This is a genomic window from Bacillus sp. z33, from assembly GCF_058313615.1.
Map to the genome: position 1 here is coordinate 439,511 of NZ_JBZFQN010000001.1, position 25,333 is coordinate 464,843.

At 36.9% G+C, this 25,333-nt stretch carries 23 protein-coding genes; 7 read left to right on the top strand and 16 right to left on the bottom strand.

Features of this window, described 5'->3' with window-relative positions:
- Positions 1 to 120: 120 nt before the first annotated feature.
- The 8 genes from AC4G3L_RS02000 to helD all read right to left on the bottom strand — a co-directional run bounded on the left by AC4G3L_RS02000 (position 121) and on the right by helD (position 7,750).
- On the bottom strand, positions 121 to 744 hold the full coding sequence (locus AC4G3L_RS02000) for an ECF transporter S component (protein WP_491075300.1): 624 nt from the start codon (positions 742 to 744) through the stop codon (positions 121 to 123).
- Between the two features lie 40 nt (positions 745 to 784).
- The gene (locus tag AC4G3L_RS02005; RefSeq protein WP_491075301.1) at positions 785 to 985 is read right to left on the bottom strand and encodes a hypothetical protein; all 201 of its coding nucleotides are present in this window, start codon (positions 983 to 985) and stop codon (positions 785 to 787) included.
- A gap of 223 nt (positions 986 to 1,208) precedes the next feature.
- Positions 1,209 to 1,769, bottom strand: a complete 561-nt coding sequence (locus tag AC4G3L_RS02010; protein WP_491075302.1) for an HAD-IA family hydrolase — start codon at positions 1,767 to 1,769, stop codon at positions 1,209 to 1,211.
- A 10-nt stretch (positions 1,770 to 1,779) separates the two neighbouring features.
- Entirely contained in the window at positions 1,780 to 2,640 is an 861-nt protein-coding gene (locus AC4G3L_RS02015; RefSeq protein ID WP_491075303.1) for a CvfB family protein, read from the bottom strand.
- A 47-nt stretch (positions 2,641 to 2,687) separates the two neighbouring features.
- Complete coding sequence (locus AC4G3L_RS02020; protein WP_491075304.1) at positions 2,688 to 3,590, bottom strand: DUF1848 domain-containing protein; 903 nt, start codon at positions 3,588 to 3,590, stop codon at positions 2,688 to 2,690.
- Positions 3,591 to 3,616: 26 nt separating this feature from the next.
- The gene (locus AC4G3L_RS02025; protein ID WP_491075305.1) at positions 3,617 to 4,372 is read right to left on the bottom strand and encodes an ABC transporter permease; all 756 of its coding nucleotides are present in this window, start codon (positions 4,370 to 4,372) and stop codon (positions 3,617 to 3,619) included.
- A complete protein-coding gene (locus AC4G3L_RS02030) occupies positions 4,369 to 5,277 on the bottom strand; it encodes an ABC transporter ATP-binding protein (RefSeq protein ID WP_491075306.1) in 909 nt (302 codons plus the stop codon). The genes AC4G3L_RS02025 and AC4G3L_RS02030 overlap by 4 nt, the downstream gene beginning before the upstream one ends.
- A 130-nt stretch (positions 5,278 to 5,407) precedes the next feature.
- Entirely contained in the window at positions 5,408 to 7,750 is a 2,343-nt protein-coding gene (helD, locus tag AC4G3L_RS02035) for an RNA polymerase recycling motor HelD (RefSeq protein ID WP_491075307.1), read from the bottom strand.
- Between helD and AC4G3L_RS02040 the strand changes: the two genes are divergently transcribed.
- The gene (locus tag AC4G3L_RS02040; RefSeq protein WP_491075308.1) at positions 7,736 to 8,020 is read left to right on the top strand and encodes a hypothetical protein; all 285 of its coding nucleotides are present in this window, start codon (positions 7,736 to 7,738) and stop codon (positions 8,018 to 8,020) included. The genes helD and AC4G3L_RS02040 overlap by 15 nt on opposite strands.
- 97 nt (positions 8,021 to 8,117) lie before the next feature.
- On the opposite strand, the gene AC4G3L_RS02045 is transcribed toward AC4G3L_RS02040, so the two are convergent.
- Entirely contained in the window at positions 8,118 to 9,650 is a 1,533-nt protein-coding gene (locus AC4G3L_RS02045) for a hypothetical protein (RefSeq protein ID WP_491075309.1), read from the bottom strand.
- 197 nt (positions 9,651 to 9,847) lie between these two features.
- On the opposite strand from AC4G3L_RS02045, the gene AC4G3L_RS02050 reads away from it, so the two are divergent.
- Together AC4G3L_RS02050 and AC4G3L_RS02055 are read left to right on the top strand one after the other, a co-directional pair.
- The gene (locus tag AC4G3L_RS02050; protein ID WP_491075310.1) at positions 9,848 to 10,417 is read left to right on the top strand and encodes a biotin transporter BioY; all 570 of its coding nucleotides are present in this window, start codon (positions 9,848 to 9,850) and stop codon (positions 10,415 to 10,417) included.
- A gap of 61 nt (positions 10,418 to 10,478) precedes the next feature.
- The gene (locus AC4G3L_RS02055; RefSeq protein ID WP_491075311.1) at positions 10,479 to 10,787 is read left to right on the top strand and encodes a hypothetical protein; all 309 of its coding nucleotides are present in this window, start codon (positions 10,479 to 10,481) and stop codon (positions 10,785 to 10,787) included.
- A gap of 162 nt (positions 10,788 to 10,949) precedes the next feature.
- On the opposite strand, the gene AC4G3L_RS02060 is transcribed toward AC4G3L_RS02055, so the two are convergent.
- Positions 10,950 to 11,471 carry an NUDIX hydrolase gene (locus AC4G3L_RS02060; protein WP_491075312.1) on the bottom strand — a complete coding sequence of 174 codons (522 nt, stop codon included), beginning with the start codon at positions 11,469 to 11,471 and terminating at the stop codon, positions 10,950 to 10,952.
- 409 nt (positions 11,472 to 11,880) lie between these two features.
- On the opposite strand from AC4G3L_RS02060, the gene AC4G3L_RS02065 reads away from it, so the two are divergent.
- The 3 genes from AC4G3L_RS02065 (at position 11,881) to AC4G3L_RS02075 (ending at position 15,857) form a co-directional block, all read left to right on the top strand.
- Positions 11,881 to 12,405, top strand: coding sequence for an STM3941 family protein (locus AC4G3L_RS02065; RefSeq protein ID WP_491075313.1), 525 nt, complete (start codon positions 11,881 to 11,883; stop codon positions 12,403 to 12,405).
- A 605-nt stretch (positions 12,406 to 13,010) separates the two neighbouring features.
- On the top strand, positions 13,011 to 14,669 hold the full coding sequence (locus AC4G3L_RS02070; RefSeq protein WP_491075314.1) for an FAD-dependent oxidoreductase: 1,659 nt from the start codon (positions 13,011 to 13,013) through the stop codon (positions 14,667 to 14,669).
- A gap of 738 nt (positions 14,670 to 15,407) precedes the next feature.
- Positions 15,408 to 15,857 carry a NanQ anomerase/TabA/YiaL family protein gene (locus tag AC4G3L_RS02075; protein ID WP_491075315.1) on the top strand — a complete coding sequence of 150 codons (450 nt, stop codon included), beginning with the start codon at positions 15,408 to 15,410 and terminating at the stop codon, positions 15,855 to 15,857.
- A gap of 232 nt (positions 15,858 to 16,089) precedes the next feature.
- On the opposite strand, the gene AC4G3L_RS02080 is transcribed toward AC4G3L_RS02075, so the two are convergent.
- Together AC4G3L_RS02080 and AC4G3L_RS02085 are read right to left on the bottom strand one after the other, a co-directional pair.
- Positions 16,090 to 16,569, bottom strand: coding sequence for a metal-binding protein (locus AC4G3L_RS02080; RefSeq protein WP_491075316.1), 480 nt, complete (start codon positions 16,567 to 16,569; stop codon positions 16,090 to 16,092).
- Positions 16,570 to 16,793: 224 nt separating this feature from the next.
- Positions 16,794 to 17,378: a TetR/AcrR family transcriptional regulator gene (locus tag AC4G3L_RS02085; protein WP_491075317.1), complete on the bottom strand. Its 585-nt coding sequence runs from the start codon at positions 17,376 to 17,378 to the stop codon at positions 16,794 to 16,796.
- A gap of 128 nt (positions 17,379 to 17,506) precedes the next feature.
- Here AC4G3L_RS02085 and AC4G3L_RS02090 point away from each other — a divergent pair, with 128 nt between their 5' ends.
- Complete coding sequence (locus AC4G3L_RS02090; protein ID WP_491075318.1) at positions 17,507 to 18,658, top strand: YhgE/Pip domain-containing protein; 1,152 nt, start codon at positions 17,507 to 17,509, stop codon at positions 18,656 to 18,658.
- 504 nt (positions 18,659 to 19,162) lie between these two features.
- Here the strand turns inward: AC4G3L_RS02090 and AC4G3L_RS02095 are convergent.
- From AC4G3L_RS02095 to AC4G3L_RS02110, 4 genes are all read right to left on the bottom strand, one after another.
- The gene (locus AC4G3L_RS02095) at positions 19,163 to 20,539 is read right to left on the bottom strand and encodes a DUF4832 domain-containing protein (protein WP_491075319.1); all 1,377 of its coding nucleotides are present in this window, start codon (positions 20,537 to 20,539) and stop codon (positions 19,163 to 19,165) included.
- 80 nt (positions 20,540 to 20,619) lie between these two features.
- Positions 20,620 to 22,065 (bottom strand): exopolysaccharide Pel transporter PelG, encoded by a 1,446-nt coding sequence (gene pelG, locus AC4G3L_RS02100; RefSeq protein WP_491075320.1) that lies wholly within the window; start codon positions 22,063 to 22,065, stop codon positions 20,620 to 20,622.
- On the bottom strand, positions 22,025 to 23,491 hold the full coding sequence (gene pelF / locus AC4G3L_RS02105; RefSeq protein ID WP_491075321.1) for a GT4 family glycosyltransferase PelF: 1,467 nt from the start codon (positions 23,489 to 23,491) through the stop codon (positions 22,025 to 22,027). The genes pelG and pelF overlap by 41 nt, the downstream gene beginning before the upstream one ends.
- Positions 23,488 to 25,329, bottom strand: coding sequence for a DUF2194 domain-containing protein (locus AC4G3L_RS02110; protein ID WP_491075322.1), 1,842 nt, complete (start codon positions 25,327 to 25,329; stop codon positions 23,488 to 23,490). The genes pelF and AC4G3L_RS02110 overlap by 4 nt, the downstream gene beginning before the upstream one ends.
- Positions 25,330 to 25,333: the final 4 nt, after the last annotated feature.

Sequence of the window (25,333 nt, forward strand, 5' to 3'; positions counted from 1 at the left end):
TAGACAAAAAGGAATTCAGAATGGTTCGATAGTATCCATTTTCTGAATTCCTTCTTTATTTTTGGCTTTTTCACGATGGATATTAAACAAATGTACTTACGTAAAGATTCTAATAAAAAATTACCTTTTCGATATTCTTAATAAAGCTGGGACCACCGCCATCGTTACCACTCCAGCAAGGAGTGCTTCAGCTAGTCCATTTGTGAAAAATACAGTTAAAACAGCTTTATAGATGGCACTTGTGCTGTCAGCATTTATAGCTTGAGCATATGCGTCTTGAAATAGTATAGAAATAAAACCCATTACCAAAAATGTATGAATAAAAGTTGATAGTACGGCCGTTGTAAATATTGCTGTTTTTTGAATGGACTTTTTCTTCTCTATAGCCTTACGAAATGCTTTGAAAATGTAGTAAGGTATAAACCCAATTACGACTCTGGGTACAAGGGCAATAAACAATGCCCAAAGACTCCCTTGATCTGTACCCAATACAGGAATCGCCGGTGAAAACGCAAATGATAAGAGTGACGGTGAAATCGTATTGACCGCAATACTGGTGAATCCGAATACTAGCCCCAGGAAAGCACCAATTCTTGGTCCTAGTATAATAGAGGCTATAATAATTGGAATATGAATTAGCGTCGCTTTAATGATACCTAAATGGATAAACCCAAATGGCGTGAAAGCAAATAATAGAATAATAGATAAAAAAATGGCTGTTAAAGTAAAATCTTTTATTTTCAACTTTCTAGGCTCCTTCAGTAATCAAATTTCATTAAATACATTAAGGGTAGTATTCTAAATTATAAGGATAAATGATTTCGAAAGTAAAGATATTTCCTTTGAGAATGATAAATAAAACCCGTATCAGGTAAAAAAACAAATCCGCTCTATTATTATTGACATCGGCTGGATTTTTATCAGAACTGGCTCTATTCTCGCTCCCTTCGGCTGGATTATGCTCACAATCGGCTCTTTTATTCATGCAATCCTCTCTATAATTGCTATTTTAATCTCATAATGCAGACTTTACTATTCATTTTAATCTAAAAGATGTTCGGAAACTCTTATTTACATACTTTCCAATACAATTTATTACATACTCAGTAATAAATTAGTTAACATTTCGCTACAAAAACAAAAGACAGGTAGGAAAGAACATTTTGTTCTTCTCTCCACCTGTCTAATCTTACGGATGCTGATCTTACCTATTTAATAATATCAAAAAACGTATCATAGCTGTCTACATAATAATCTGCACCGGGCGTATCATTCTGAAATAAGCAGGTTTTGATCCCAATACTTTTGGCAGGTAAAATATCTAACTCCCTATCCCCAACCGCGAGATCAATACTGTACTTATCATGCAGATACTGATAACTTGCCGGATGAGGTTTCTTTGGATAGCCGTCATCTATGGCTACGATTTCTGTGAAATATTGATCCATTCCGTTTGCTTTTAAAATGCTCTCGGCACCTTCACGGTATTTATGTGTCATAATGACATTTAAATCCGCAGCCTCTAATACCTTTTTCAAACCGGGAAAGGGTTTAAAATCCAAAGGTTTTAATTGCCTTTCAAGCTTATGAATATGTTTGATTTGTTCCTCGGTAAGTCCCAGTTCCTTAAACGCATGTCCAAACGACACCTTTAATAAGGAAAAGATTTCTTCCTCCGATCGAGTTGTATCCACTGCACCTTTAACCATTCTCGCATATCCTGGATACGTATCAAATAAAGTGCCATCAAAATCCCAAAGTATATTCATTCAAATCACCTTATTGTTTCGTAATCTTTGTCCAGCCATCCTCTTGTGTAATTCTGCGGTCCTTCATTAATCGGCCGAGCGCACGTTTAAAAGAAGCTTTACTCATACCAAAGCGTTTTTGGATAGACTCTGGATCAGATTTATCCCAGTAAGGCATACTGCCTCCGCGGCTTTCAAGGTAGGTATAGATAGCTTCCGCATCTTCATCAAGGCGTTCATGCGTACGTGGTAAGAGCGAGCCATTTGTACTGCCATCTGGCTTCACCTCTGTGATTCTGCCTTTTACCAATTCACCAAGCCTTGGTTCATTCGCACGTTCACTTTCATGAATGAAACAGCGGTACCCTTCTGTAGTTAAAATAAAGGTTCCTACTTTTAACAAACGATACGCTCTTCCCTCAAAATCTTTATTTTTCAATGATTCAGGAGCATGTTCGCTTAATTCCTGAACAACTGTTTCAGTAGCCAGACGTCCAAACATTCTGCCTCTATTATCAACCTTTAATGTAACATAGAGCTGATCGCCGACTTCTGGCCACAAGCTTTTTAATTTTGGTAAATCGTCACTGGATATTAACAAGTCTTTTTGTAGACCGATATCAAGAAAAACCCCATGGCTTGGATGTACATCCACGACTGGAATCCAATCATATTCGCCTTCGGTTATCGTTGGAAGTTTCATGGAGGCTGTCAAGCGGCCTTCTTTATCATGAAATAGGAAAACCTCTATTTCTTGCCCGATTTCAATTTCACCAACGATTTCATGCGTGTGGAGCAAAACATCTTCTTCTCCATTTGAAAGAAAGAACCCGAACGGAACCTCTCTTTCCACTGTTAATGTTGCTTTAATACCTGGTTGTAAATAACTCATTAACTCTTCACCGCTTCCTTTACTCGATCCTTTAGTCTATCATTATTTTACCCATTCAGGAGTAAATAAGGACTTTTCGGATCATGTTTTTGTCTATTTGTCTGCACCAGTTTTGGGCTTCTTACCGCATAGCAATACACACAGCCGAATGGGCAAGTATCATAAGAACCCATTTCTTCTGCCACCATACACCCACATTCAGCCCGCTGGTATTTATCCTTGGTACCGGATAACTGCAGGTTAAATACATCTTCTATATAATTTTTATCAATACAAGCTCCATGTTTAATCCCGTATAGTTCTAAGTCAATAATCTCTGAACATGTCTCCGGCATCATCCCATATTGCTTTGAAACTGAACCAATGATACTGGCCAATTTATTTAAATCGGAACGACTGGCAGGTTCTAGCCAGTCTTGAAATTGATAGCCTTCCACTTTTTCAAGATTAGCCAGTCTTCCTTTTGTCTTTGTATAAAAATCCTGGAAACTGATCACTACACGCTTTGTAAAACCAGACAATTGTTCTGCTATATAAGTAAATCGTTCGATATGGTACTCAACATTTGTTTTATTGCTTAACACAATGGGGTCGTATCGCCAAATCACTTTATCCGGTCCGATTAAATCCGATATATACTGGAACTCTTTAATTCTGTTAGATAAACTCGGCATTCCCGGTTCAATGTCTTTTGGATAATCATTTAAAGTATATTGAAACATCAAACGATGTCCCATCTCCATCAGTTCAGGAATATATGGATTCATCGGTTTTGGATTCTTTGTCCAAAAACAAATTGCATCCACATTCTCCTTCAAAAGAGAAACCTTCTTTGTTTGATGACGATTAAAAGGATTTACCTTCATATAATAACCTTCCCTGATTCGGTTCATAAACCACTCAGAGTAAAAGGCAGGAATATCAGTTCTCCTACTGGCGCTTATAATCATCACTCTCACCCTTTCAGGCCTTTACTTTATACTGTTACATCCCTTTTTGCAAAGAAAAACCAAGCAACACCATAAAAGAAAATGAAATGCATGATCAGAATGATAATAGAAAAGCCGGGCGACATTCCAGGGAGGATCGGTGTATTACCGAATAAGTATTGGTCCCACTGCGTATTGGCAAAGAGCAGAATTTTCCCGATGGACAGCTCCAACAACTCTGCTACCTCTGTTACAAGCTTCCCGCCAAATAAGGCAGCCATCCCAATTCCAATAGAAAAAGCGCTGTTTTTAAATACGGCAGAAGCTGCATATGTAAAGGTTGAAATCAGCATTAATTCCAAGAATGTAATCCCATAAGTCAATAATACCTTTTGGAACATGAGACCATCACCGGCTCCAAAACCGTATACGATTCCCCCAATAATCCAGGAAAAGATAAATGTACTGATTAATAAATATATACCATACAATTGGACCGTAAGCCATTTAGCAAATAAAACCATCGACCTTGTTCTTGGCCTGATTAATAACAGTTTTACTGTGCCTGATTGAAATTCATCCGCCAATATACTGCCCGCCAACCCGATGGCTAGAAATACGGTAATGATCAGGAAATTGGAAAGCACAGACATAAAGTCCATTACATTTCCGTCTGTTCCTTTGATTAATTTTGTAAAAAAGAACGGCAATACGGAAATCAACAAAGGCATAACCAAAAAAGAGAATCTGACTATTTTCTTGCCTGCGAGTTTGTAGTGTTCATTATAAAGCAATGAGATCATGATATTCCCTTCTCCCTCATAGAAATGGTCTTTAGAAAGGTGCTTTCCAGTTGATTTTGATCATATGCAAGTTGATACACACTCACTTTATTCATAACAAGCCTTTCATTAAGCAACGGAATGTCCTTCTTTTCAATAGATAACCGAATTTGGCTTTCCGTATGTGATATAACATCAAAATCAGTGTTTAATACTGTAAAAGCACGTTGCACATCATCGACTTCGATCACCAGCAGACGCTTGTCAGCCTTCACGCTTGTTACCTCAAGCAATTCCCCGGCTTTAATGATCGCAATTCGGTCACAGAGCATTTCAACCTCAGATAAAAGATGAGTGGAAATGAGAATAGATATATTCTCTTCTTTAGCTAAATAGAGAAGGTGGTTGCGCAAATCATGCATGCCTTTCGGATCTAATCCGTTTGTCGGTTCATCCAAAATCAAAATCGTTGGTTTATGCAGGATAGCCTGAGCAATTCCTAACCTTTGCTTCATTCCTAACGAGTATGTATGTACTTGATCATGAATTCGTTCTGAAAGATGAACTAACTCAACAACCTCTCCTATTCTATCAGAAGATACATTCGGATATAAATTGGCAAACAACTTCAAATTTTGCCAGCCGGTCAAATCATGATAAAAGGATGGATTTTCAATGATTGCTCCTACATGCTGAATGGCCTGCACAAATGATGTTCCGATCTCGTGATTCATGATTCGAATCTCACCGGCATTTTTCTTCATCAGTCCGCAAATCAGACGAATTAACGTTGTTTTTCCAGCTCCATTTGGTCCAATTAAGCCAAAAATTTCTCCTTCTTCTATAGTAAAACTGATATCTTTTAGAATATCAGAACCAGCTATTTGTTTGCTTACTGATTTAATCTCTAGTACGGTACTGTTCATAACCCCATTGTAACCTCCTCTCTAGTCAATCTACTTATCCATTTTACACTACTTATAACGAGGTTACCTATAAGCAGAAAAGGCATTTTCCTTAATTCACAGAAAAACGGACAATTCTCTCTAACAAGTGTCAGAGAATAAATGTCCGTTTCTGTTTTCCCATTAAAATCAGACGGTGAAGAGCTCTGGTCATGACTACATACAATAGTTTAATATCGATCTCATGGTTTGCAGAGTAGACTTCATTATAGGTGACCGCAAATACGGCATCAAACTCCAAACCCTTCGCTAAATACGACGGCACGATCACTAGTTTATCCTTTGGTATTGAGGTAGTTTCTTCAAGTAAATAAAGGTCTAAGTTGGTGTGCTTTTGAAGGATGGAATACACAATAGACGCGTCTTCCTCTGTTTTTGTAATAATGGCAAATGTATTTAATTTTTCTTCCTTCAATTGTTTTAATTTCTCAGAAATCTGGCCAGCCCATTCTTCATCAGAAGTTATTTCCATAAATATGGGTGGCTCGCCATGCCGTATAATGGGCTCAACCTCTGGAAATGAAGCAGAAAGCAGTTTTAATAATCGATTGGCTTCGTTCATGATTTCTACAGTTGTCCGGTAACTTTTTTTCAACTCGCGGTAAATGGCTCTTGGAAAGATGGCCTGTCTTACTTCGCCCCAATCCGTAATCCCTCTATAGGAATGAATGCCCTGCGCTAAATCACCAACCAGGGTAAACATATCTGTCTCCAGAGCTGTTTTAAGCCCTTGCAGCTGCATAAAACTATAATCCTGCGCCTCATCAATAACGATATTCTTCGCCTTTTTCTCCGGCTTGACCCCATAAATTTTTGCGTATAAATAAAGGATAGGACCCAAGTCTTCAAGCTCAAATTTTTTCTTAGAAAAGATGTGCTGACTGCTTTTGCAAAGCTCTTCCGCCTCTTTTTTACTGAGCTTATCATCAGAGTATTGTACAAGCTTATCCGGGTCACTGTACAACGCTTTATAAAGTGTCCATATATCCCTCTTATCAAAATAGCGCATATAATCCTGGACGGCTTTTTTGATTTCCTTTTTGAGTTCATTCATTCTCGCCTCTTTTTTATCCAAGGCCAGCGAAATGTATTGCTTCCGCTTTTTCTCATCGCCCTTCCAGTTTAAGGCCCTTTCTATTCTCACATCATAATGCTGGATCACTTTTTTCAACATTTCATCTTTATTCAGGCGAACTTGGTTTTGTAAGACCTTTTTTAACTTTTCTATCCGTTTATAAAGAGGCAGATAGGTATATTCATTGTACAGTAGATGATTAAACTGTTTGGCCGTATACAATTTAAACTTATCAACACGAAAATCCTCATGCACCATTAAGCCGGTTTTGATTTCTTCTATATAATGGTCCAATATCTCCTGAAAAAGAGAGGAACCTTTCATGCTTGATAAATGCACCAATTGTTTATCCTTTAGGATATCGTGCAGCTTGGTATCCTCTGCTAATTTAATTTTCTTCCCCAACACCTCTTCCACATATCCATGAAAAATTCTTTGTCTTACTTTCTCCACACCGAGTTCCGGAAGGGCCTCTGATATATAATCAATAAATAAAAAACTTGGAGCCAAAATTAATAACTGCTCAGGTTCAAAAACATCTTTATAGTGATACAGAAAATAGGAAATCCGGTGCAGAGCAATCGTTGTTTTCCCGCTGCCTGCTGCCCCTTGCACTATAATAGGTTTATTTAAATCCGCTCGTATGATTTGATTCTGTTCCTCCTGAATTGTTGCGACAATCTCTGTTAAGCGATTTGCCGAACTGCCGGCAAGAGACTCCTGCAATAATTCGTCCACGGTCGTCACATCGATATCCCGTAAGTCGAGCAACTCACCATCTTCAATCATGAATTGCCGTTTCAAACTGATAGTACCGTCATAGCTTTCGCCTTCTGACGTGTAACTCACATCTCCCAGGCGGCCTTCATAATATAAGTTAGCAATAGGCGAACGCCAATCGATAATCAATTGCTCCTGATTGTCCCGCTGGAATAAGGATGTCTTTCCAAAATAAAGCTTCTCCATACCCCCAGCCTCACGAGAAGTGAAATCAACCCGCGCAAAATATGGTTTAGGTATTGCTTTAATGAGACTTTCCAGTTCGGACCTTGATAGCTGATAGAAACTGGCACTTGTTAAAAGTTGTGAATATCCCGCACTCTCTACCCAGTCTTCATCTTTAAAGATGTCCTTCATCTTTTCCATAAATTGTTCTTTGTTGGTCTCAGCTGTATCAATTACAACCTGCATGTATTTTTTTATAAATTCGAGCCGTTGTTTCTCCTCTTTAATCTCCTGGTTCCTGCTGTTTGTCACTCTCTCACCTATCCTTTCTTTAAAAACTTTTAGATTGTCTGTTTGAAAGGCAAAACGATTCATCATACTATTACTGGAGGTGGAATCATGTACAGAAGACAAATAGCTTTACTCTTTTCAGATTTCGGATTGAATTCTCTTTATGAAAAATTTGAAGTGCCTCTTGATATTCATGGACTATTGGATGATCCTGATACTCTTAAGATGATGGAAGACTTTCTAACCTGCTATGATTTTCATTCTCCTGATCTTCTCTTATTCGATGAATTTTTAAGTCATTACAACATATGTAAACGAATGTTTCAAAACAATCCGGACTTACCCTTTTTCTATATAGATTTATACAAACCGCGTGATGAATTCTCCCTCTAAATTGTTTTGATTTAGAGGGTTTTTATTTTGTGAGTTTCAAACGAAAAAATAACCAGACAACCGTTTCATGATTGCCTGGTATTCTTCTAATCAGTATTTACAATAAGTATGGCCCAAATAAACAGGTCATAACTAATAAATTATAGCCAATATAGTAAAATAAGCCAGTAAATAAACCAGTATCCTGATTCATTACCCATCGATAGATTAAATACGTAACGATGCTGATGAGTAATGGCCATATAATCAAACTGCCATCGAAGTTAAGATATGACGGAGCCGCAAAGAATGACCTTTCTGATAAAACTTCATTCAGCATATAAATCATCGTGACTACGTAAAGGAGAATTCCCACGGGTTCCACCCAACTGCGCTCATTCCTTTCAAAAATATCACTCTTGATAAACGACAGGATTCCGTAAAAGACCAGGGGAGGCACAAGCCATACCATCCCCAGCACCAGCATAAAAAAGCCGCTGAATATGCCCGATATAAAATAATATAGAGCCGATATATAATCGTTGCTTGTTATTTTTTGCGAAGAATCGATGTAGCTTTCATTATTTGTTGTCCCATTCAACACATATTCCTTACCATCAAACGTTTGCCATGCGATAAAATTTTGATCAATCCATTGCGGCCTGGCTGGAGTGTCTTCCGTATTACTTCTCCTCTCGGCTACCCAAGCACCGTTTTGCTGCGTGGCGTAGTAAACATTATAACCGGATCGTTTTCCCACTCGATTACCCTCAGCAACAAATAAAATACCCGGTTTTTCTTCCTGATAAGAAATTTGTAAATAGCGAGGGCTGTCTAACTCAGTTCCATCCTGCTCATTATAAAAAGTATACTTCTCATTTTTTTCAATCTTTGAAGTCGCCAAATCAAAACTCAATTCCAATGCTTGATAAGCCCTTTGCCCCTGAGCCATGACATATTTTTCGATAATGGCTGTAGCTTTTTGTCCACTTGCATCATAAACAATATTTTCAATCGTTTCTCCCCCGCTTGCTGAATACTCGAGGATTTTTTTAGATTTATCATTTTGCAACGAATAAAAATGGATATCCATATCAGAAATTTGTAGCCCTATAAAAATAGAATCTTTATTTTTCGCTTGGATGGCTGTATAAATAGGTTGTTCGTATGTATGTATATGATTAATTTCGCCTGTGTCTGCATTATACTCTTTTAGTTCATTCTGATTCCAAAAGAGGACTCCAGTATGGGTTGGTGAAAAAGAGCTGATTTCTTGAGCGATTACCCTATCTGCTCCATCCTGGTTGATGGTTAACTTATGATTATCCATATAAATAAATTGATTTTCAGAAGCCCAAATCGGATCCCCCGGTACCACTTCGGCTTGAATGGATTCTTCTTTTATGATGTTATATTTTTGATCGAATACTTTATGAGAAACATCCATCTCATCTGGCATAAAAACGTGTACCTGATCCTCTTTTTGAAAACTGTAATAATCCACTGGAAATTTAGATGAAGCTTTCAAATTGGTTGATCTACCCCAACCATCATCAGGCAAAGTGATTTCGAGTTTTACATTGTACACATAATAGAGCAGCAACATAATAATAGCAGTCATTAATGGTATAAATATGGCTTTCTTATTCAAATGAATCCCCCTTATTCTAGAACTTTATACTCATATAAATATATCACTATATTGGTTTTATTTGCCATAATTTTCAAAAAATTTTATACAATTTAAATCTCTATTCACCCCATCATACAAATCTTGTAAACTTCATATGGAATATGTTAACCTACATCTATATTAGTTTACTTATTTACTGGTTGAGGTGAGGATTAATGACACAAGACAAAACGAAAAAGCTCGTTCTCGTAGCAATGTGTGCGTCTGTAATCTGTCTGTTAGCCCAAGTAACCATCCCTTTGCCTCTGATTCCGATTACAGGACAGACATTAGCCATTGGGATTGTTACAACTATACTAGGTTCCAGACTCAGCATGATTACCGTATTCGTCTATTTAACACTTGGTCTGATTGGCTTACCGGTATTCTCCCAATTTACAAGCGGATTTGGCATTTTATTTGGCCCAACAGGCGGCTACTTAATCGGCTTCATTCCTACCGCCTTTCTGATTGGGTTATGGGTAGAAAAAACATCCTATACATATCGTCAAGCCTTTATTGCGAACCTGATAGGGATGTCTATCACCCTAGCCATTGGATCCATCTGGCTAAAACTATATGCATCACTCTCATGGCAAGAAGCATTAGTTACAGGCATTTATCCTTTTTTACCAGTTGGCATCATCAAAGCTTTCCTGGCCGCATGGTTTGGCATCACTATAAGACAGCGCCTGAAATCTGCCAAACTATTGCCGACCAAAACAAAAAGATACTCTTCCCTTTGAATGGGTGTGAGTATCTTTTAATATTGCCTGAATATCATTATTTGAAAAATGAGGTGAGCGGATGAGCTATACGTGCCCTGTATGCGGGTTTAATGAGCTAGATGATCCAGCTTATGATGAATATAATCTGCCTTCATTTGAAATTTGCCCATGTTGTCGATTTCAATTTGGAGATGATGATGACTTAGAGATATGTGAAGGAGTTTTTATGCAGATAGATGATACTCATACAGCCTATAGAATGAAATGGATGGATAACGGAGCAGAAATCTTTCAGCCTGAATGTTACCCCCAACAATTTCAGCTAGAAGGTAAAGTGACTAAACAACATCTGATAGAACAACTAAAAAATATTGATATAACTCTATAAAAGAAGGAATCATTACTTTATGCTCATGATTCCTTCTCCATATGAAAATATCTTAATAATGCTATTCTTTTTATTAAGGTTGATAACATGATTCTTCTCTTAGGACTGGATTGTTACAACATATGCTGAAGTAGATTCTTTAATTGGATAAGCAATTTCTAGTCAACCTATTTTATTGGTCCCACGCTGTTTTCGGCTATCAAATAGCAATTGAATAAGGCTTTCATAATAAGGAATAAATTTTCCCTCTCTAATCAGAGTCAATATTTCTTCCTTGCTTGCCCATTTTACATTTTGTACCTCTTCATACTGTAAAGTAAGCGTATGTAACTGCACATTTTCTTCAATAAGATATATGTCATCAAAGCCCTTCTCAAAGTGAATTGTTAAATGAGGACGCAGGTGCTGAAAATCTAATTTTAATCCAATCTCTTCATACAATTCTCTTTGTGCTGCCATTTGACTTGTATCCCCAGCTATTGCGCTTCCCCCTACTGTAAGATCCCACAAATTTGGCCATCCCTCTTTAAATGATTGCCTTTGTTGAATGAGCATGTCCCCCTTGGAATTAAAAATGCACACATGAATAACTAGATGAAAATCACCAGTTTGAAATTCTTCTCCGCGAACCCAAGTACGATTTGTCTTATTTCGATTTAAATCATAAACATCCCACAATTCCATAAAGTACCTCATTTTTCTGTTATAAGTAACATTTTAATGTATTCCATTTTATCCCTAAAATATTAATTAGAAATTAACCATTTATATATACGTCCACATCTTACTTTACTGTCAATCATTTCATAGTCTCAAAGCTGTCATATTCTTTTAAAATAAAGGGCAAAGCCAAAAAACTAGAAAAGCTCATTCAGCGATAGAATTTATTATTTCGTCCCATGCTAAGCATCGCCTTTTCTTATATTACATAACGAAAAATACTAAAATACGATTGACAAAATACAGCCTTATCTTCTACCATTAAATGGAATATATGAAAAAGGGGGAAATGATCAGAAAATCGAAACTTAAATAATAAACTGATTTTTACAACTACATAATATTATCAAGAACTTGTGAAGAGGTGTTGATTATGAACGAAATGGTGTTTTATCCTTCAAGAACAAAATTTATGTTTTTTTCAATTGTAACATTTTTGATTGGGATCTTTTTTACGTATATACCCATGATGATGCTCTTTGGTTCTACTGAAACAGAGTGGATAACAGGGATTTTATTTGCTTTAATAGCAATCATATTATTGCCAGTCTCATATTTTTTGTTTAAAAAAGCTATAAATAAAGAAGATGCAGTTATTATTAACGATAAAGGCATTTCAATCAATATCCATTCACCGAAAATAGGATTTATTCCTTGGGAGGATATAGAGGGATGCTTACTATATTCCGTTCAAGGACAACCAATGATAGGATTTATTATTCCAAATGAAGAAGAGTACGTAAATAAATTTAACGGAATAAGCAAAACAATGCTTGTAGCTAATCAAAAAATGGGGTTTCCGGCCATTAACATTAGTTTAAATACAATAAAAGATAAAAAGGGTTTGTTGGAAGCATTAGAAAAACAAAAAGTTGGTTTCTATGAACAAGAAGCATAACGCTGTTGAAGTGTTTCCAAAAGTAAGACACGGTTATTTCATTAAACAACTTGCTCAAAAGGAGTCTGGTATTGTACCAGACTCTATCTTAATTTAGCCTTCATCCGGTATGATATAATTTTTAAATTCTTTTTTAAATATTCCACACTTTTAAATTCCTTATTATAAAGATGTTCTGAAATCATAGGTTAAAACGAATAGAAAGCTTACATCTATCCAGAACGCAATAAACTCGATAATCCCCTTCTTTTCTTTGGATATCCGCCTGCTTACTAATCCTATTATCATATGTAAACCTGGTCAGCAAAATGATTTTATTAAAGGTCTGATATATTTTTGTAAATACTCGCATTACAATTGTACATTTTTCTAAGATATATCATTGTTTCACTCTCTTTCTCTACATTATTTATTAAGTATGATTGAATCCAAATCTGCTTCTGTTCATGAGTATGATAAGTATTCCCAAATATTATTGTACATTCCATTGTATAATGTGTGTTAAATATTGTAAAATATAATTATCTGAATATTCTTTTTCGGGAAGTTAGTATTTTACCGTTTTGTTATTTTGAAAATGGATACGAATCATAGGGGGAAAATACATGTTATGGGATTACGAGTATGATGTTGTAGTAGTCGGCTCTGGCGCATCAGGGTTTTCTGCAGCAATTACTGCAAAAAAAGAGGGATTACGTACACTATTAATCGAAAAAGAAAAGCATTTTGGAGGTGCTTCCGCTTTATCAGGCGGTGGTGTATGGGTTCCGAATAACAGATATTTAGTTGAAGCCGGTGTTGCCGATAGCTTTGAAGAAGCTAAATTATATTTAGATTCTACTGTTGGTGATTTAGTAAGCGATACCATTAAAGAAACGTATTTGAAAAAGGGGATTGAAATGCTGGATTATATGCACCATTTGAGTCCACATATGAGATTCTCCTATGCAACTAATTATTCAGACTATTACCCTACACATCCAGGCGGCAAAGGAATCGGCCGGTCAATCGAACCAAAAGTGATTGATTTAAACAAATTACAAGATTGGAAGAACAAACTTATTCCTCCTGCCATGGATACAAAAGGTTTTGTTATGACAGGTCAAGATTTTGTTAAAGTGAATATGATCACGAGATCTTGGGCAGGGAAACGAGCTTCTTTAACACTGGGATGGCGCTTAATTAAGCATAAATTATTCAAAAAAGATTATGCGGCTTTAGGAAGAGCTTTAATCGCACGATTGGCTTTAACTTATAAAGATTTAAACGGTGAGATTTGGCTTGATTCACCATTTGTTGATTTTATTTACGAAAACGATAAAGTTACAGGTCTTACCGTAAACAAAAACGGTAAACAAGTAACGATCAAAATTAAAAAAGGCATAATCTTTGGTTCGGGTGGATTTTCGAGAGATCAAGAAAAGCGAGAGAAATATCTTCCAAGTCCACAAGATGTAAACTGGACAAGCTCACCAAAAGGTCAAACTGGCGATATTATTGAACCATTCGCAAAATTGAATGCAAAGTTTGGGTTAATGGACAGAGTTTGGGGTGCACCTACTGTCATTAATCATTTGGGAATGCCATTTTTCTTAGTTGCAGATAGAGGCCTGCCGAATATGATTATCGTTGACCAAGACGGAAATCGCTATATTAATGAACCGACTCCCTACCATGAATTCGTCGATAAAATGTATGAACATAATGAAAAAACAGGCGGTAAAGCCATCACCTCCTGGATTATTTTAGATGCAAGAGCCAAGAAAAGATATATATTCACTGGTCTTTTCCCTGGGCAAGATTTCCCTCAAGCATATTATGATAATGGTGTTGTTTTAAAAGGGAACACAGTCGAAGAACTAGAAAATACATTAAATATCCCAAAAGGAAATTTAGTCAAAACTATGGATCGATTCAATGAATTTGCTCGAAATGGTAAGGATTTAGATTTCCATAGAGGTGAAACGCCTCATGATCGATATTACGGCGATCCTTCTTTACCAAATCCAAATTTACTTGAAATCAATGAGGCCCCTTACTACGCCATGAAAGTGTATCCAGGCGATATCGGTACTAAAGGTGGGGTTGTGACGGACGAATTAGCAAGGGTCGTAAAAGAAGACGGCACTGTCTTTGAAAATGTATACGCTTGCGGTAACTGTTCATCCTCGATTATGGGTCATTCTTACCCTGGACCAGGAGCAACACTCGGACCAGGTATGACCTTCGGTTACGTCGCTTCCATGCACTGTAAGGATAAATAATAAAACGCATTATTAATAAGATCATTACGGCAAAGCACTTGAACGCATATATGTTTAAGTGCTTTGTTATTTTTATTTTTCCAGTAAAATGTTCGACTATCATTTACATGAATCCAGGAATTGTTCTATAGATTGAACTAGATAGTCCATTAATATAGGAGTTTGGTTGAATAATTAGCTGTATCGGCTGGATTATCTTGGAGTTTGGCTGGATTCCCTTCAACTTTGGCGGGATTAATGATGACATCGGCTCAATTATTTACTTATACTTCATAAAAATTAAATTTCAATCACAATTCTCGAAAAGAAAATCACGTGATTTTGAATAAAAGTATAATTTCGTAAAGAATAGTCATCTTGTCAGCAATAAAGTAAATATAAGAGAAAAGGGCTGCCAACAATAATCCATTTTACGGTTATTGTTGAGTCAGCCCCATCATTTAAAGTTAAACTATATCGGATATATTAACTATATATTCATCTAGAAGTTTATCCTGTTTTCTAGAAATCTTCGCTCATAAACTAACCCTTCCTTTTACGATAAACTCATCTTTTTAATCAAAATTTTACCGATACTGAAGAAGCCTAATATGTGTCAAACCTTATGACCTTATTAATAAATCTGTTATTTGGTTTCCTATAATCAAACTGGTATACAAGTTCTTGTATCGCTATTACTGGATATGTTACTATTTTATATACTTGTATAAGTTAAATCGTTTATCGGAGGAAACATCGATGATTATTGATCAGTTATCAAATGCTCCATTATATGATGGAGTGCATCCAAGACTAAAGAAAGCCTTCGCTTTTTTACTGGAAAATGATTTGCAAACGTTGCCAGTAGGAAAGTATGAAATTGAGAATGACAAGGTCTATGTCATGATTCAAGAATATGAAACAAAGCATATTGAAGACTGCCGCTTGGAAGCTCATTATTCATATACAGACATCCAATATGTCATTAAAGGCGAAGAAAGAATGGTCTATACAAATAAGAAAGAAACAGAAGTCGTAGAGGAACAAAAAGAAAACGATGTTATGTTCTTGAATGGCGAGGGGAATCATCTTATCGTGAAAGAAGGATGTTTTGCTGTATTTATGCCCCAAGATGCTCATATGCCAGGTGTTTGTGTGAAACAACCACAAGCTGTTAAAAAAGCAGTAGTAAAAGTATTGTGTGATTAATGGAAGAGGCAAAATCAATTCAATGATTTTGCCTCTCTTTTTTTTAGTTAGCTCGTTTTCGTATTCTTTTTTGTTCAGCATAAGGAATAATTGGATAAATAATAAAGGTCCATGGGTAACGTCTCTAGAATGAATGTTCAACGCTTTGGGGGAACCTTATGGGGTTTAACGAATGACAGGCCATCTTAAAATGCCGAAAATCCCTTTTCTACTGGGAGAAAAGGGATTTTGGTTAAAAGATTTTTTTGAATGTGGTTGAAGCATGGTCGGTCAATATATGTGCGGTAGATGATAGCATATTTCCGACAATAAAGGATAAGAAAGACAATTTATGTTGATTGACGATTTCCCCTAAATAATCAATATACGCTGCATACGGTACACCTGTCAGGATACTCATCGCACCCGCTCCTAACATGATCCAAAGCATCACATATATATATCGGATGATATCCCCAATCACATACCCATGTGTCCAGATAGAGCGATGCTTAAATCCTTGGTAGGGAATCCACATGAACCGCAAGAATCCCCATCTACGATATGGGGTGCTTTTGATATCCAAATCAGGGTTCATCCAATAGGTGCCGATGATATACCCTATAATCACGGATATTCCATGCACATAGTGTTGAGAACTGATTAACACGGCCCCGATTCCAATTGCTAAAAATACCAGATTAATTTTCTTATGTGCTTCCCCGTTTGCCATCCTAATCCTCCGTTATGTTCTTCTTATGGTGACTTTCCTGAATCAGCCATTCATTTCCATTATAGGAGATAATCAGCGCAGGGAACACATTTTCGCTCAAAACAAACGTTCGCTCTTTCTTTCGTTGATGGAAAACCAAAAAAAGCCACGAATCTTGGCTTTTATCACAGGGTTTTTGTCTAGGCACGAATCAGTTGTTCTTCGTCCATTCGTTAAAAACCTCATTACTTCTTTTGAATAAAAGAAATAATATCAATATATAAGGCTGTCATTTCTTCAGGCGTTTTGTCTAAACCATTTTGAACCCATTGTTCGATTAACCCTAAAAAAGCAGATGTGATGAACGATAAAAAATATTCTATAGGCACTTTTAACCTTGCGTTAATCCTTTCGTTTTTCTCTAAATTAGAACGCACCTTTTCTGAAAAGGCATCTCTAAATCGAATGTGAAAACCCGCTCTGCCATGATTGCTTAAAAATATTTTTAATAATGGAGCATGCATTTTTATGGAGCTGAATAGAGTGGCAGCTAATTGCTCTTGCCCTTTTTCAAATGTAAGTGTAGATGAGTAGCTAGAATGTAATTCGTCAATATGCTTTCCTAAATCTCTAAACAATTGTTGTTCGATTTGATCAAGTAAATCGAATTTATCTAGATAGTGTAAATAAAATGTTCCGCGATTTATATGTGCTGCCTTTGCAATATCTCCGATCGTAATCGCTTCAAACGACTTATTCTCTAAAATTCGCAAAAATGATCTTTGAATAAGTTGTTTAGTTTTACGGTTTTTTTCTTCATAAATACTCACAAAAATCCCTCTATCCCATAAAATGAACAATCTGTTCACTTTTGTTCATTGCTTATGTTTACACCCTGATTATAAAATGAAAAATATTACTAAACAATATGTTGTTTACTAGGAAAGGAAGACATTGATTGAGATTATTTAAAGAAAAATTAGCATGGGCTGCTCCTATTGCAGTTATATTAATTATTTCTCTTTTCTCCTTAAACTTATTTGCGCAAGGCAATCCACAGGTGAAAAATTTACCGGTAGCGCTAATTGTAAATGATGAAGGCGTACATGTAGACGCCGTGAAATCAGCAGTGGAACAAATGAGTAAAGGCACTAACGGCGGGGAACCTACGCTAGCTTTTACAAATGAAAAGGAAGAGGATATTGAAGAATTATTTGATGATAAAGAGTACTACGCAGCCCTAGTTATTCCTGAGGGTTATAATGATACATTGCAAAATACAATAACAAACAACTCTCCAGCAACTTTACAGGTATATATTAACCAAGGTTATAACATAACAGGTGCAAACTTTGCGAAGACTGCTTTAACTGCTTTAATTAGCCAATTAAACAACCAATACTCTTCAAATTTTGTTGCACAAATGGACGGTCAACAAATCGAAGCGAACAAAGCAGCAGTTCTTGTGAACCCAATTGTTTCTGAAGAAAAAATATTCAATGCTGTTACAGCCTCAACTGCAAACGGTAGTGCTCCAACCTTAATGGCAGTCCCTGCCTGGGTAGGTGCGTTAATCGGTGGTTTCATTGTATTTTTAGCATCATCAAATATTTTGAAAAAAGAATTAGTAACACGTAAACAAGCCTTACACCTAATGGGTGGGCAAGGATTATTCGGCATTATTATTGCCCTATTTTCAGGCTTTACCATCGCAACACTTGGTTCGATTGCTGGTATTAATATGCCTAGCTACTTCTTGGTTGGTTCATTCGTATCGTTTGCAGCCTTCTGTTTCTTCTTATTAGTCTCCGGAGTAACTGCATGGATTGGTAAACCGGCCATTACATTATTCATGGTTGTCATGTTATTGGGAATGGGCGTTTTAATGACACCAAAAGAAATGCTGCCTGATTTCTTTGTAAACTTCATTCGCCCGTGGGTTCCGATCCGCTTTGCTTCTGAAGGTTTACGTGAAATTTTCTACTTCGGTAGCGGCTTCTACACTGGCCAATCATTTAACACTATTTTAGGAATTGGTATTGCAGGTTTAGTGATGTACGTACTGTCTATATTCAAACCTGTACGCGTACAAAAAACAAATGCTAAATAAGTGCTAACAACATTTTTAGATAAAACAGGTAATAACGGTAAAATTAGTTGGTTATAGTTAATATGCTCCTCAATCAATTGGGGAGTTTTTTATGAGCAAATATTTAAAAAGAATAAAGATCAAAGAAGCCAATTACAATTAAAATAACCAATTCAATCTTAACGAGGTAGCCAGGGTCTATAAAGCGGGTTCTAGAATAATCCAATATTGGAAAATTAATTACCTTTTTTGAGAATTACTTAATAGATAAATATGAAGATAAAAAAAGCAAAGGATATATTTCGTTTTATAATTCAGATAACTATCAAGAAAAATTGAGCGGCTTGAGCTCTCTGAAATTCAGGGCTCAAGCCGCATAAATTATTTTTATATTCCACTTTCTTCTTAAAAGGAAGCACTTCACAAAAGGAGTGTGTTTTACAAATAATCAGTAGGGATTTCATGCTTCATGCAGGTAAATATTCTATCTTCCAAGGGAAAAAATATGATTTCTACCTGATATTTCTATCTGATCGTTAACTCCCCTATCGTATACCTCAAATCATCCCTCTTTCCTTCCATTTCCAAATGAATTGCCGGTTCCATTAGCTCTGGGTCAAGTATAGCTACATTAACCTGATAGACACCTTTCTTTAAATCATGAGGGATTGAAATGAATTCTCCAATTGAATGCCGACCTGGAAGCCACTCTCGAATATCTGCGGACGCATTCTCTTTATAGATAATATCTCCTTCCGTGTTTGCAAAGGATATTTCCAAGGGCCACTCAAAATAAAATGGAGCTACTCCTCTATTTTCCCACTCCATTTCAAGAGATAGCTCTGCCCCTACCTCAGAAAACTTCTTATACCTAACTTGTGTTAACCGGAAGTGGTACCCAATTTTCTTTAAGAAGCGATTGATTCCATTTTGATATCTTTCATTAGGGTTATAATAAGCTGGTGAACTTGGGCCCAGCCAGCTAATATGTGTTGCTTTCAGCTGCTCCATGGTTTCAGAAATTGAACTGGAGGAGAAATAATCCCCCCACTCCTTAGTTGGTGCAAACTCACCTCCTATTGGAGCAGTCTTCCAGGAATCGATCATTGATGGGTTTTTTTCACCGGTTAACCAAAACGTATATCCATTGGTGACCCAGCTATTAAATTCATCAATGGTGTGATCCCTCCTTCCGAACATATCATTGTATAATCCCATATTATTATCCAAAGCTATCTGATGGGGTCTTCTCATTAATAATATCTTGTCTGTAAAGCGCTCCATATAATGCCTAACATAGGTTTCAGCGATTGACAGCTTTGGAAAAGGAATATAAACCCCTTCCTCCTGCAAAGTATGCCATTCTCCCCAATGGCCTAAACTCCCTAATTCTATAAATGCAATGAAAGAATCCTGATTATATCGTTCAGCCAATGCCTCTATTAACTTCTCATGATAGTTAATCAGTTTTGAGTTATTGTAATTAGGGCTGAAACCATTGCCCCACTCATGCTCATACCAATCACCATCTGCATCCAATTCATCATAAAGCCATTCGGGTATATCCATATGGCCCGCTTTTCCGGGATAATCTAAGACTACCCGGAAAATCAATCTCTTATTATTCGTTTTCCAATAGTCAAAATTAAATTTTTCTTCTATTTTATCGAAGTCATAAACTCCTTTTTCCGGCTCAAGCTCCTTCCAAGTAAAATTAGCATAAACGAGGGAATGGGCTTGCTTGTATGGTCCACCCTCTGCAGGGGGCGCAAACCCCATGAACGGATTAATGATGGGTTCATTGGGTTCGCCTTTCTTTTCATCATTGAACTTTTGGTCATGATATATAAATACCAGCATCAGAATTGTAGCACTAAGCACGAAAACCATATATTTACTCACTCCATGTTCCCCTTCATTCTCTAATGTATAAAAGCCTAAAAGAGTTTATATATACCCTGAATAAAGAGGCAGGGAGAAAATTAATTCCCCCTCCCCTCTCCATTTATCTCATTCATTCGATTTGCCACCCTGGTTAAAAAGTTGATTTTTTTATTAGCAAACAGTGGTTGAGTACAATACGTATAGTAATCAATATTTTTACCATAATGAAAAATTCTCCATAAGGCGATAACCAGGCCAGTTAATCCTGAGCAGAAACCAGCCAATCCATAATTGCCTCCTATAAGAATTACTGTAATCATGCTCATCATACTAATAACCATATAACTGGCTATGACAAGTAGCACACCTTTTCGATCATCGAAATAAAGCAAGATTTGCATTAAGATAAACATGATGATGAAGAAGTAATTTCCAATTACCAATATATTATAAATGTGAATTTGTTCTGTTGATAATGGTATGACGGTTATACCAAGAGCAATTGCCAGGATAGTAAAGACCATTTGGATTTCCACGATATAGACTAATTCACGGGTTAACACTTGGAACATTTTAGTTTTCGCTTCATTTATTTGGCCCAAAGAATATTCGCCGCTTACTTTTTCATAGTACCTTTTATAAACTTTATAAAACGATGTTTCCATTGAAACAACAAATACAACCATCGCAGGAATAATAGATAAATAAGCATAGAAGACTGGTACATCATAGAATGGAGCCATTACAAACGTATTACTAACTACCGCTTGAATATCGCTGCCCCAGACAATAAAAATATGGCTAAACAATGATATGGAGTAAAACAAACCAATAAAAAATAGTGATGGGTAATGTTGTATATAGGACAGAAAATCAAAGGAGTTATTATTGGCTTTAGGAAAGCGTTCTTTAATACTTTTTATGAGGAAAACAATGGCTACGATAAATCCTGCAGCCATACAAGCCATCAAATGCTCAGCTTTAAGATAATCCATTAGCTGCAGGCAGAGCCACATTGAAATACCTGCCGTGAGAGCACCGATTCCATATGCCTTAACTATTTGCATATATTTCTTAACTGCCGATATATAAATCGCCAGTATATTTACTATCAGCAATTCCATAAAAAATAGATATGCAACTATTTTAAAGACCATACTTAATGGGGATAAGGCATAAAAAGCAATCGAGGCCAAGCCTCCAATTAAAACTAGAATCGCTATGACACCATAGAGGGAGGACAGAATATTTCCTTCCTTCTCTAAATAGATTTGATCTGATACATATCTTGTAACAACCATTAAGAAACCCCCGGTTATTACTTGTGAAAATACAAAGCTGTACATGGTCCCGGTTAATAAGAGTTCACGCTCCACAAAGGTTGATCCTGAATCCATTAATAGCTTTTGGCCAATCAGTAACTGGATTATACATAAAATCATTGGACCAGAAATGATGACCGAAGAATAGGTAAAAGCTCTGAGACCACCATAATTCTTCCTGTTATCTACTAATTTTTTGAGTTGGAATCCTATCCCTGCCATTCAAATAACCCCTATTCCCATAAATTTTCCGGTATTGCTCAATGAAATTTTCCCAGGAGTAAAGGACATCCATACGCCAGCGTCCGCTCTCCCCCATTCTCGTTCGAAGGGGAGGATTTTGTGCAAGTCTGATGATTTCCTGTGCCATTCCCACAGAATCCATAACCGAGACCACATATCCAGCCTGGCCAAATGAATCCTCCCTGCCATACAACAACTCCTTACAACTACCAACATCTGTACAGACAAACGGCTTTCCACTTGCCATACCTTCAAGCAGGACAAGTGGCTGCCCCTCACTGATGCTTGAAAGAACCAGTAAATCCATTTTTCCAATGTGCTCCTTAACATTCACCGTTCCAGTAAACTGAATGTCTCGAAGACCTAAAAAATTCACTAATTGCAAGCATTCCTCGTAATATTCCTTGTCTTCATCAACTGGGCCCATAATGTAAAATCTGGCGTTTGGAATCTTTCTTTTCACAATCGCGAAGCTTTGAATCATCGTTTTTATATCTTTAATCGGCACTACCCTGACCACAGCCCCGATGTCTACAAATTGTTTGTCTTCTCCGGTCTTTTGCTGCAAGTCTAAATAATCATCAAGGTGTACACCGTTGGGTATGATACATGTCTTTTCTTCTGGGCAGCCCATTTCAAGCTGGATTTCCCTATTTGCATTGAATAATGTAACGACTTGATTTGCTGATACATAGGCACCTTTCGATAAACTATGGAAATATTTAATCCAAAGCGTTTTCAGCGGTCCTTTAATTTGATCTGATTTAATAATTTCTTCCTCACGCTCTCTTGTATAAATCCCGTGCTCGGTAAGGACATATGGGCTTCCATAATAATGTTTACAATATGAACCGACGATGCCTGCATATCCTGTTGAAATGCTATGATACAGGTCAGCTTTCGGAGGAGGATAAGAAAGAACAGATATTAAAGGTAATAGCATCGATCTTACAGACCAGTATAACTGGGTGAAAGGCAGTTCAAAGTATGACTCGATGCATAACTCTTTAACAATATCTAAGAAATCCCGGCTTGTAACAAGTTCAGCAGCTGATTGGAATTTCCTATGTCTCCCTTTAAAGAAGATAGAAAACAATGCCTCCCAGTTTCCATGATCACTGACCAGTAAAGATTTTATTGCTTGTTTCTCCCATTCCGCCAGTATATTTCCTTTACCTTGCCTTCCAGACCATGCCATCCCGATGTTTAAAAAGATTTCCCGCACTTCAATCAGGTTCGCTGGTAGTTCGTATTTGAATTTCCCCTTGTCTTTTTCGTCTGCGCCAATGGCATAAATAATAAATTCATGCTCAGGCATTGCCGTAATCAAGGATTGTACCCAGCTCGAGACTCCCCCGACAACATATGGATAGGAACCTTCTGCAATCAGGCATATTCTCATCATACATCCTCCAGTTCAATAGTGAACTTAGATGATAGAGCACGTATCAAATAATGATCACCATCTATTTTTTTTACCTTACAGCCCTTGGAATCAGCAATTTTTTTATCACTGCGGAAAACAAAATCCAACTCCCCTTGAAAACCATTTATATATCCTTCTACTTTTTGGTCACTCTCTGAAATAAATACTTGCGCATCCTGATATTTCCTTAATGACTCAGTACTTTTTGAAGCCGTTTGACTTTTCATCCATGGGTATTTTCCTTTGACATCCTTAAGCATTTTACTGTAATTCGCCGACATATCAGCCCATCTTTTATTTTCATTCCGCTCCTCATCTAAAATATCATCGGGATGGACGAAATGTGAAAACGCCCCATATAATGTTGCCCCATTAGCTACAATCCATTGAACTTCATCCTGGTAATGGTAATCTGAGGTTAATCTCGGTATTTCATAATATTGACCTGAATATTGATACTCTTGAATGTATGCAATAGCCTTATCGTCAGGTATAAGAAGAGAAGCAAAATTGGTGATTGAAGGGATGGCTTCTTGAATCGCTTTCTTTCCATCTTCGCTTAATACATTCGATGGAGGAATATACGTTTTAAAGGTATGTCCCGGAAACACATCTTGTACAAATTGATCCAGTTCCTTCAAAGAATTGACCATATCCTTTTTATCTTTCCAAGCAGTGTATCCCAGGCGATCCACCTGCTTTTGATCCATCGTTAATGATTGATGATTATATCCGTGAACAGCCAGCTCGCCACCCATCTGAATCAAATCACGCCCGAATATTTTTAAGTTCTCTTCCGATAACCGCTCATTAAAAGGGCCGTCGACATCATCGTTATAGCTCTCAATCATTCCTGCTGTATATTTTACGTCATATTCCTTTGCTGCCTTCAGCATATCCGGCCACCAAACCATATGGAAAAAGCTTTTAATATCCATTTTATATTCCCTATAAATAATCTCATTTGTCCCCTCTGGAAAAGGGGCCGGGAAGTCGTCTATATACATTACTTTTGAGTTTATAATGGGGTAAATGAAATTATTATTTAAATAGCTTAGCGCTCCCGCAATGAATCCACGGTTCATTTCATGATCCAGCATTGTTCCATTGAACACCATGAAAGTTCCTTTTCCATACGGTGTGCTCCAAATAAATGGAATGTGATTGCCGGCAACCGCTAAAACCTTGCTATTTTCCTTCAAGCTAATATCCAGCACGGAATTGGAAAAGACAATCTCATCCTGAAACTTCAATCCCTTTGATTTTAACAGCAAATCCGATTCCATCTTGATATTCGAAGTATCTCTGTATGAAGTATCCGCCGCTGACTCATTGATGCCAAGAATGCCATGATAACGCTCATATATAGTTGAATCTGCATCGGGTCTTATTCCAAAAAACACTTCTCCTCCATCGGAAACATAGTTGGTAATGAGGGGGAAGTCCTTAATCGACTCCAGCTTCGGAGTCAAGATGATGATATTTTTATAATCTTGAAGATTTGATGGTGTTTGTGATACAGAAACTGTAGTATATGTCTTTTTCAAGTAAGCCAAAGTCTTCTCGAAATTGCTCATTAAATCAGAACTCTCTTTAATATTCGGATCATAGACAAGCAGAATATTATCCTGATGTATTGTTTGTATTTCTGCTGGAGAAAGAGCTGCTTCCTTCTTTACTCCACCACCTATTACAGGGCTATTATTCAAATTGAACAAGTGGACTGACCCAAGCTGTGAGATAATCACAACAATTCCAAACAGCGCAAGGAACACCACTATGTTGATTATTTTGATCAAATTGATTTTGTTGATCACTGTC

Excerpts from the sequence above, each read along its gene's own strand:
- AC4G3L_RS02005 (WP_491075301.1), bottom strand. The coding sequence starts at position 985 with ATGAATAAAAGAGCCGATTGTGAGCATAATCCAGCCGAAGGGAGCGAG.
- AC4G3L_RS02010 (WP_491075302.1), bottom strand. The coding sequence starts at position 1,769 with ATGAATATACTTTGGGATTTTGATGGCACTTTATTTGATACGTATCCA.
- AC4G3L_RS02015 (WP_491075303.1), bottom strand. The coding sequence starts at position 2,640 with ATGAGTTATTTACAACCAGGTATTAAAGCAACATTAACAGTGGAAAGA.
- AC4G3L_RS02020 (WP_491075304.1), bottom strand. The coding sequence starts at position 3,590 with ATGATTATAAGCGCCAGTAGGAGAACTGATATTCCTGCCTTTTACTCT.
- AC4G3L_RS02025 (WP_491075305.1), bottom strand. The coding sequence starts at position 4,372 with ATGATCTCATTGCTTTATAATGAACACTACAAACTCGCAGGCAAGAAA.
- AC4G3L_RS02030 (WP_491075306.1), bottom strand. The coding sequence starts at position 5,277 with ATGAACAGTACCGTACTAGAGATTAAATCAGTAAGCAAACAAATAGCT.
- AC4G3L_RS02040 (WP_491075308.1), top strand. The coding sequence starts at position 7,736 with ATGTACAGAAGACAAATAGCTTTACTCTTTTCAGATTTCGGATTGAAT.
- AC4G3L_RS02050 (WP_491075310.1), top strand. The coding sequence starts at position 9,848 with ATGACACAAGACAAAACGAAAAAGCTCGTTCTCGTAGCAATGTGTGCG.
- AC4G3L_RS02055 (WP_491075311.1), top strand. The coding sequence starts at position 10,479 with ATGAGCTATACGTGCCCTGTATGCGGGTTTAATGAGCTAGATGATCCA.
- AC4G3L_RS02060 (WP_491075312.1), bottom strand. The coding sequence starts at position 11,471 with ATGGAATTGTGGGATGTTTATGATTTAAATCGAAATAAGACAAATCGT.
- AC4G3L_RS02065 (WP_491075313.1), top strand. The coding sequence starts at position 11,881 with ATGAACGAAATGGTGTTTTATCCTTCAAGAACAAAATTTATGTTTTTT.
- AC4G3L_RS02070 (WP_491075314.1), top strand. The coding sequence starts at position 13,011 with ATGTTATGGGATTACGAGTATGATGTTGTAGTAGTCGGCTCTGGCGCA.
- AC4G3L_RS02075 (WP_491075315.1), top strand. The coding sequence starts at position 15,408 with ATGATTATTGATCAGTTATCAAATGCTCCATTATATGATGGAGTGCAT.
- AC4G3L_RS02080 (WP_491075316.1), bottom strand. The coding sequence starts at position 16,569 with ATGGCAAACGGGGAAGCACATAAGAAAATTAATCTGGTATTTTTAGCA.
- pelG (WP_491075320.1), bottom strand. The coding sequence starts at position 22,065 with ATGGCAGGGATAGGATTCCAACTCAAAAAATTAGTAGATAACAGGAAG.
- pelF (WP_491075321.1), bottom strand. The coding sequence starts at position 23,491 with ATGATGAGAATATGCCTGATTGCAGAAGGTTCCTATCCATATGTTGTC.